Origin of the sequence: Actinoallomurus acaciae (assembly GCF_042429965.1) — a bacterium.
Taxonomy (GTDB): domain Bacteria; phylum Actinomycetota; class Actinomycetes; order Streptosporangiales; family Streptosporangiaceae; genus Actinoallomurus; species Actinoallomurus acaciae.
The window spans coordinates 1-7,713 of record NZ_JBHLZP010000387.1 but is presented as its reverse complement, the minus strand read 5'-3'; the positions used below and the strand labels follow the sequence as shown (position 1 = coordinate 7,713).

Genomic DNA, 7,713 nt, shown 5'->3' with positions numbered 1-7,713 from the left:
CGCCTCGCTCGCCGCCAAGGGCGGCCGCCCGTCGATGGCCGCGACCGGCTGGGCGACGGTCGCGGCCGGACTGGCGGCCGGAATCCTCGCGGGCAACCACCTGGCCGGACGCGTCCCGCCGTCGAGGGGCCGGGCCGCCGTGATCACTTTGGCGATGGCGGGGGCTGTTCTGACGGTGGTCAGGGGTGTGGCGGCGTTGTGAGGTGGACCGGACGTCGTGGGGGCGGGTCGTTGCGGCCGCTTTGGCGATCGCGGGCGCTCTTCTCGCGGCGGTCAAGAGTGCGGCGGCGTCGTGACACGGGCCGGGCGCCGCGGAGCGTCCCCTACAGAGTTGTCCACAGCCGCTCCAAGGCCCTTTCGGCGGCGGGGCCGCTGGCTTGACAATGGATATGGGGTCGGCGCCCCCTGGGAGGGCGGGGAGTGTCCCGGGCGGGGAGTGTCCCGGGCGGGGAGTGTCCCGGGCGGCGAGCGTCCCGGGCGGCGAGCGTCCCGGGCGGCGAGCGTCAGAAGCGTGGGCCGGGGGGGCGTGGGCGCGTACGCCTGGGGTGGTTAATGCGTCAAGGTGCTCTTCCTCACACGACGCGGGGAATGTCTCGCGTGGCACACTGGTTGGGAGTGTTCATCAGCGTGCTCCGGGGTCGGTGAAATTCCGAACCGGCGGTTACAGTCCGCGACCCGGCCGAAACCATCGGCCGGTTGACCCGGTGGAATTCCGGGACCGACGGTTAAAGTCCGGATGGGAGGCAGCGCGCGGTCGTGCCCTGTTCGGGGTGCGACAGTGACGTCGGCACCATCGCGCCGTCATATCCCGGAGCCTGGATCAGGAGGCCCGGGGTGACCGCATCTTCCGCGGAAGAGACGGCGATGCGCGACGCGATCGCACTCGCGGCGTGTGCGCTCGGTGAGACCAGCCCCAACCCCGTCGTCGGATGTGTCGTGCTCGACGCCGACGGAGTCCAGGCGGGAGAGGGTTTCCACGCGTACGCGGGCGGTCCCCACGCCGAGGTCGTCGCGCTGCGGGAGGCCGGTGACCGTGCGCGGGGCGGCACGCTCCTCGTCACCCTCGAGCCTTGTGATCATCAAGGCCGTACCGGGCCGTGCAGCCAGGCCATCCTGGGCGCCGGTCTGCGCCGGGTCGTGTACGCGGTCGGCGACCCCAGTGACAAGGCCCAGGGCGGCGGGCGGCGGCTCGCCGAGGCCGGTCTGTCCGTCGAGGTCGGTCTGCTCGCCGCGGAGGCCGAGCGGGTCAACGCCGAATGGCTCACCCACGCCCGCCTGCACCGGCCCCACGTGACCTGGAAGTTCGCCGCCACGCTCGACGGCCGGTCGGCTGCGGCCGACGGCACCAGCCAGTGGATCACCGGCGCCGCCGCGCGGGCGGACGTCCACCGTCTGCGCGCCCGTGCCGACGCGATCATCGCCGGTTCCGGCACCGTCCTGGCCGACGACCCCCGTCTCACCGTGCGCGGCTTCGAACCGCACGACCACCTGCGCACCCACCGCCGCCCGCTGCGCGTCGTCGCCGACACCCGGAGCCGTACGCCCCTGGGCAGCCGTGTCCTGGACGACGAGGCGCCGACGCTGGTCGCGGTCGCCGAGGACGCCGACGCGGCCGCCCTGGAGTCCACCACCGCCGTCGTACGGCTGCCGCGCGCCCGGCGCGGACCCGGCCTGGAGCTGTCCGCCCTGCTCGCGGAGCTGACCGAACGCGAGATCGTCTCGGTGCTCCTCGAAGGCGGTCCGTCGCTGGCCGGGGGGTTCCTGGCCGAAGGCCTGGTCGACCGCGTCGTCGCGTACCTGGCTCCCACACTGCTCGGCGCCGGGGCCGCCGCCCTCGCCGACGCCGGAGTCGCGACGCTCGCGCAGGCGTACCACCTCGACATCGACGAGGTCACCACGATCGGGCCGGACCTGCGGATCACCGCGACGGTGCGCGACCGGCCGGCATCGTCTCGAAGGGAGAACTGAAGTGTTCACCGGAATCGTCGAGGAGCTGGGGGAGATCGTCGCGCTCGAGCGCGAGGGCGACTCCGCCCGGCTCACCGTACGCGGCCCGCTGGTCGTCTCCGACGCCGTCCACGGCGCGTCCATCGCGGTCAACGGGGTCTGTCTCACGGTCACCGACGTCAAGGACGAGGCCTTCACCGTCGACGTGATGAAGGAGACCCTCGACCGCTCCGCGCTCGCCGCGCTGGCCCCCGGATCGCCGGTCAACCTCGAACGGCCCGTACGCCCGTCGGACCGGCTCGGCGGGCACATCGTCCAGGGGCACGTCGACGGCGTCGGCGAGATCGTCTCCCGCGAGCCCGGCGACCGCTGGGACGTCGTGACGATCGGCCTGCCGCCGAACCTGGCCCGCTACGTGGTGGAGAAGGGCTCGATCACCGTCGACGGCATCAGCCTGACCGTGGTCGAGGCCCGCGACGACGCCTTCACGGTCGCCCTGATCCCCACGACGCTGGAACTGACCACGCTCGGCCGCAAGCACCCCGGCGACCCGGTCAACCTCGAGGTCGACGTCGTGGCCAAGTACGTCGAGCGGCTCGTCGCCGCGGGGGGCTCCCGCCCATGAGCGAGCGAACCGGCGACACGGCGCTCGGGGCCTCTCCTCCGGCGGAGGAGGACTCATGAGCTCCTGGGCGGAGGCGAGTGTCACGGTCTTCGGCGAGAAGGTGCTGTGGACCGATCTGCTGGGCAACGTGTTCTCTCTCGCGACGGTCTGGCTGGCGATCAGGCGCACCATCTGGACGTGGCCGGTCCAGCTCGCCGGCGCGGTGCTGCTGTTCACCGCCTCGGTGAGCGCGCACGCCCCCGGCAACGCCCTGAAGCAGGTGCTGTTCGTCGCGCTGGTCTCCTACGGCTGGATGAAGTGGCTGCGCGGCATCCGCGAGAGCGACAGCCTGCCGGTGCGCCCGGCCACCGCGCGCGAGCGCGCCGTGCTCGTGGTGGCCCTGGCCGGTGGCACGGCGGCCCTGGCGCTGCTGTTCGCGAACATCCCCTGGCTGCAGATCACCTGGTCCCCGACGGCGAACGCGTACATCTTCGCGGGCAGCGCGGTCGCGACGTTCGCGCAGAGCCGCGCCCTCGTCGACTTCTGGGTCATCTGGGTGCTGGTGGACCTCGTGGGCGTGCCCCTGGCGATCAAATCCGGCCTGTACGTCTCCGGGGCGGCGTACGTGATCTTCTTCGTGATGGTCGTCGCCGGGTTCCGTAACTGGATCAACCAATACCGCCGGCAGCGGCGGAGTGCCGAACTGGAGGCGGTGGCGGCATGAGTTTCGACACGGTGGAAGACGCGATCGCGGATATCGCCGCGGGCAAGGCCGTGGTGGTGGTCGACGACGCCGACCGGGAGAACGAGGGCGACATCATCTTCGCGGCCGCCAAGGCGACCCCGGAGCTGCTCACCTTCACGATTCGCTACAGCAGCGGCGTGATCTGCGTGCCCATGGAGGGCGCCGATCTGGACCGCCTCAACATCCCCCTGATGACCGCGCAGAACCGCGAGCGGATGCGCACCGCGTACACCGTCAGCGTGGACGCGCGCGACGGCGTGAGCACCGGGATCTCCGCGGCCGACCGCGCCACCACGATCCGGCGGCTGTGCGACTCGGCGACCGAGCCGTACGAGCTGGTGCGGCCCGGCCACATCTTCCCGCTGCGCTACCACGAGGGCGGCGTCCTCCAGCGGCGCGGGCACACCGAGGCCGCGGTCGACCTGGCGCGGCTCGCCGGGCTGCCCGCGGCCGGGGTCCTCGCCGAGGTCGTCAACGACGACGGCACGATGGCCCGGTTGCCGCAGCTGGAGGTGTTCGCCAAGGAGCACGACCTGAAGCTGATCTCCATCGAGCAGCTCACGGCGTACCGCAAGCGTACCGAGCGGGTCGTCGAGCGGGTCGCCGAGACGCGCATCCCCAACCGGCACGGCATGTGGCGTGCGGTGGGGTACTCCAGCTCCGTCGACGGCGGCGAGCACCTCGCGCTCGTCCTCGGCGACCTCGGCGACGGCGAGGACGTGCTGACCCGGGTGCATTCCGAATGCCTCACCGGCGACGTGCTCGGCTCCCAGCGCTGCGACTGCGGCACCCAGCTCGACGCGGCGATGGCGGCGATCGCCGAAGAGGGCCGGGGCGTCATCCTCTACCTGCGCGGGCACGAGGGCCGGGGGATCGGCCTGCTCGCCAAGCTGCAGGCCTACGCGCGGCAGGACGACGGCTCCGACACCGTGGACGCCAACCTGGAGCTCGGCCTGCCGGTGGACTCGCGGGAGTACGTCAACGCCGCGCAGATGCTGACCGACCTCGGCATACGGTCGGTCCGCGTGCTGACCAACAACCCCCTCAAGCTCGCGGGCCTGGAGGGCTTCGGCGTCGAGGTGCGCGGCCGCACCCCCCTGCCCGTCGTCGTCACCGAGCACAACCGTCGTTATCTCACGGCCAAGCGCGACCGCCTCGGCCACCACATCGGAGAGCTGGCATGACGGCCTCTTTCCCGACCAAGGAGGGTTCATGAGCGGTGCGGGGCGTCCCGAGGCCGCGGCCGTCGACGCGTCCGGGCTGAGCCTGGGCGTGGTCGCGGCCCGCTGGAACGGTCAGATCACCGACCAGCTCCTCGAGCGCGCGCTGGCCGCCGCCAAGGAGTGCGGTCTGCCCGAGCCCGTCGTCGTACGCGTCGCGGGCGCGCTCGAACTCCCGGTCGTCGCGCAGCAGCTCGCCCGTGACCACGACGCGGTCGTCTGTCTCGGTGCCGTTATCAGGGGTGGTACGCCCCATTTTGACTATGTATGTGACTCGGTAACGGCGGGTTTGACGAGGGTTGCCCTTGATGAGGGCGCCCCCATCGGCAACGGCGTACTAACCTGTGAGACGCTTGACCAGGCACTGGAACGCTGCGGCCGGCCAGGCGGCAGCGAGGACAAAGGATGGGAGGCGACCGTGGCCGCACTCGATACGGCACTGACCTTGAGGGGCCTGCGGCATCACGGTCACGCGCGGCATCACGTGGAGCATCAAGGCTCCTGAGTCCCCACGCCGCGACACCGATCTCTCATTCTCAAGGAAGGTCTTTTCACCGTGCTGTCACTTGTGCTTCCCAAGGGCTCGCTGGAGAAGGCGACGCTCGACCTGTTCGACGCCGCCGATCTGACGGTCCGCCGTGGCTCCGACCGCGACTACCGCGCGTCGGTCGACGACCCGCGCATCGACCGCGTCCGGGTGCTGCGCCCGCAGGAGATCCCCACCTACCTCGAACAGGGGCTCTTCGACCTCGGCATCACCGGCCGTGACTGGATCACCGAGACGGAGTCCGACGTCGTCTCGCTCGGCGAGCTGAAGTACTCCAAGGCGACCTCCAACCCGGTGCGCGTCATCATGGCCGTGCCGAACGACGCCCCCTGGCAGTCGGTGGAGGACCTGCCCGAGGGCGTGCGGATCTCCACGGAGTTCCCGGCGCTGACCGAGCGTTTCCTGACCGAGCACGGCGTCAAGGCGCGGGTGGTGCCCTCCTACGGCGCGACCGAGGCGAAGGTGCCCGACATCGTCGACGCGATCGTCGACCTGACCGAGACCGGGTCCTCCCTGCGCAAGAACGGCCTGCGCATCCTCGACACGCTGCTGGTCAGCTACACCGAGCTGGTGGCCAACCGCGAGGCGTACGAGGACGCGAACAAGCGGGCCGCCATGGAGGACATCGCGCTGCTGCTGCAGGGCGCGATCCGCGCCCGCGGCAACGTCCTGCTCAAGCTCAACGTCTCCGACGCGCAGTTGCAGGACGTGCTGAGCATCATGCCGTCGATGTCGTCCCCGACCGTCACCCGGCTCGCCGGGGGAGAGATGCACGCGGTGGAAAGCGTCGTGGCCAAGCACGGCGTCAACACCCTCATCCCGGCGATCAAGGCGGCCGGCGGCTGCGACATCCTCGAGATCCCGATCAGCAAGATCGTCGACTGAGGTGACCACGGCGACGTGGCGACCGCGCCGGGCCCGGGTCATCCCGTACGTTCTCGCGGTGGTGGTCGTGGCCGGGATGGTCGCCCTCGCCGTGGGCATGCCGTCCAACTGGGCCCTCGGTGACCGGATCGGCCTGGTCGTGATCGGACTGATCGTCGCGGGGATCCTGCACATCCTCGCGCGCAGCCGGGTCATCGCCGACGACCGCGGCGTGACGGTGGTCAACGGCCTGCGCACCCACGAGTACGACTGGGCCGAGGTCCTGGGCGTGTCGATGCCGGAGGGCGCGCCGTGGCCGACGCTGGACCTGGCCGACGGCTCGACCCTTCCGGCGATGGGCATCCAGGCGTCCGACGGCGACCGCGCCCGGTACGCGGTCGCCGAACTCGCGGCCCTGGTCCACGAGCGCGGCGAGGCGCACGACGGCTGACCCTCCGCCCCTTCGAACGGACGGGGAGAAGATCCAGAGACGGAACGCGACGGCCCCCCGGCATGCGCCGCGGCCCGTTTCTCCCTCGACCCGGACGTGCCGTACGAGGAGTGCCGGAGGCGGGGATGTGGCGTGTGATCCTCGCCGCTCCCTTCCTACCGGCGACCCGCCGGACCGGCCGGGGCACGCAGCGCGGACACGATCCAGTCGATGGCCGCCGCGGGGGACTTCGGCGGCTGCCGGCCGCCGATGATCGACAGCAGCCGCCAGTAGCGTTCGGCGCGAGCGTCGGCACGCACGGCCAGCCGTTCGGCGAGTGCCGTGCGGAACTCCCGGCCCGTGCCCGCTCCGGGCAGGTAGGAGAAGGCGGCGAGCACCTGCCCGATGACCGGTGCCGCTTCGGCGGAGCCGGGGTCGACCCCCGCCGTCGCCGCCGCGTCCGCCCGGTCGATGGCGGACTGGACGGCTCGTCCCTGCTCTTCGGTGTGAACCCGCATCGGGTTGCCGGCCGCTCGCTGCGCCGCGTGATATTCGGTCATCTGCCGGACCCGTGCCCGAAAGCGCGGATCGCTCGCCAGCTCGGCGAGTTCGATCCACGCCTCGACCTGCTCCGACGTCGGGTCCTCCGGCAGCTCTGGCCGTGCCGCGCGCATCCGCCGCTCGGCCTCCGGGGCGATGTCCAGGCCCGCGCAGACCTCGTCCCAGAACGCGTCGATGATCCGGCGGCGTTCGGCCTCCGGCGCCTTCGCGATCCTGTGCAGCGAGGCCAGCTCCTCGTGCGAGGGCTCTCGCCTGGCGGCCGTGCGGAGCACGGCCCTCCGTTCTTGCAGCAGGCGAATCTGGACGTCGAGCTCCGCGGCCTGCGACTCGGCCGCCTCGGCCAGGCCGACCTCACGGGCCAGGACACGCCGGATGCCGCCCAGGCCGAGGCCGAGTTCGCGCAGCGTCCGCACCAGGCTCAGCCGAGACAGCGCCTGCGGGCCGTACAGCCGGTGACCGTGTGGGGTCCGGTCGGTGGGCGTCACCAGGCCCATGTCGGAGTACAGCCGGACCGTCTTGGCCGTCAGGCCCGTACGGCGCGCCGCCTCGCCGATCGAGCAGAGCCTCGTCTCACCGTTCATGGGCCCTCCCGCGCCGGGAGACAGCGCCGGGTCGTCGATTCGCTCATGCGTTCAAGCATCGGGGTTCCCGTAACGGGAGACGCAAGGGCGCGAGGAGCTCAGGGGGCCTCACGCGTTCACGGCGGTCGCGTCGCCGAGCAGCGCGCCGACGGCCTCGGCGGTCGCGGGGTGCCGGGCCAGCAGCCCCGCCGCCTCGGACGCGCCGGGCGAGAGC

8 protein-coding genes, 1 pseudogene and 1 riboswitch are annotated in these 7,713 nt (G+C 71.8%); of the genes and pseudogenes, 8 read left to right on the top strand and 1 reads right to left on the bottom strand.

Annotated elements, in window-relative coordinates; all coding sequences use genetic code 11:
• The 8 genes and pseudogenes from ACFFNX_RS35580 to ACFFNX_RS35545 all read left to right on the top strand — a co-directional run.
• Window positions 1-202 (top strand): annotated as a pseudogene (locus ACFFNX_RS35580) (sulfite exporter TauE/SafE family protein); the annotation flags it as partial.
• Window positions 203-623: 421 nt separating this feature from the next.
• Window positions 624-754: riboswitch (FMN riboswitch) on the top strand.
• An 80-nt stretch (window positions 755-834) separates the two neighbouring features.
• A complete protein-coding gene (gene ribD, locus ACFFNX_RS35575) occupies window positions 835-1,968 on the top strand; it encodes a bifunctional diaminohydroxyphosphoribosylaminopyrimidine deaminase/5-amino-6-(5-phosphoribosylamino)uracil reductase RibD (protein ID WP_378210346.1) in 1,134 nt (377 codons plus the stop codon).
• 1 nt (window position 1,969) lies between these two features.
• A complete protein-coding gene (locus tag ACFFNX_RS35570) occupies window positions 1,970-2,572 on the top strand; it encodes a riboflavin synthase (protein ID WP_378210345.1) in 603 nt (200 codons plus the stop codon).
• A 55-nt stretch (window positions 2,573-2,627) separates the two neighbouring features.
• Entirely contained in the window at window positions 2,628-3,275 is a 648-nt protein-coding gene (locus ACFFNX_RS35565; protein ID WP_378210343.1) for a nicotinamide mononucleotide transporter family protein, read from the top strand.
• On the top strand, window positions 3,272-4,480 hold the full coding sequence (locus tag ACFFNX_RS35560; RefSeq protein WP_378210341.1) for a bifunctional 3,4-dihydroxy-2-butanone-4-phosphate synthase/GTP cyclohydrolase II: 1,209 nt from the start codon (window positions 3,272-3,274) through the stop codon (window positions 4,478-4,480). Before ACFFNX_RS35565 ends, ACFFNX_RS35560 begins: the two co-directional genes overlap by 4 nt.
• Window positions 4,481-4,508: 28 nt before the next feature.
• Window positions 4,509-5,021 (top strand): 6,7-dimethyl-8-ribityllumazine synthase, encoded by a 513-nt coding sequence (gene ribH / locus ACFFNX_RS35555; protein ID WP_378210340.1) that lies wholly within the window; start codon window positions 4,509-4,511, stop codon window positions 5,019-5,021.
• A gap of 51 nt (window positions 5,022-5,072) precedes the next feature.
• Window positions 5,073-5,948, top strand: a complete 876-nt coding sequence (gene hisG / locus ACFFNX_RS35550; RefSeq protein ID WP_378210339.1) for an ATP phosphoribosyltransferase — start codon at window positions 5,073-5,075, stop codon at window positions 5,946-5,948.
• A 1-nt stretch (window position 5,949) separates the two neighbouring features.
• Complete coding sequence (locus tag ACFFNX_RS35545; RefSeq protein ID WP_378210338.1) at window positions 5,950-6,378, top strand: PH domain-containing protein; 429 nt, start codon at window positions 5,950-5,952, stop codon at window positions 6,376-6,378.
• A 155-nt stretch (window positions 6,379-6,533) separates the two neighbouring features.
• On the opposite strand, the gene ACFFNX_RS35540 is transcribed toward ACFFNX_RS35545, so the two are convergent.
• Complete coding sequence (locus ACFFNX_RS35540) at window positions 6,534-7,499, bottom strand: MerR family transcriptional regulator (protein WP_378210336.1); 966 nt, start codon at window positions 7,497-7,499, stop codon at window positions 6,534-6,536.
• Window positions 7,500-7,713: the final 214 nt, after the last annotated feature.

What these genes read in the sequence shown, in the direction of transcription:
- ACFFNX_RS35560 (WP_378210341.1), top strand. Translation starts at nt 3,272, where the DNA reads ATGAGTTTCGACACGGTGGAAGACGCGATCGCGGATATCGCCGCGGGC.
- ACFFNX_RS35565 (WP_378210343.1), top strand. Translation starts at nt 2,628, where the DNA reads ATGAGCTCCTGGGCGGAGGCGAGTGTCACGGTCTTCGGCGAGAAGGTG.
- ACFFNX_RS35540 (WP_378210336.1), bottom strand. Translation starts at nt 7,499, where the DNA reads ATGAACGGTGAGACGAGGCTCTGCTCGATCGGCGAGGCGGCGCGCCGT.
- ribH (WP_378210340.1), top strand. Translation starts at nt 4,509, where the DNA reads ATGAGCGGTGCGGGGCGTCCCGAGGCCGCGGCCGTCGACGCGTCCGGG.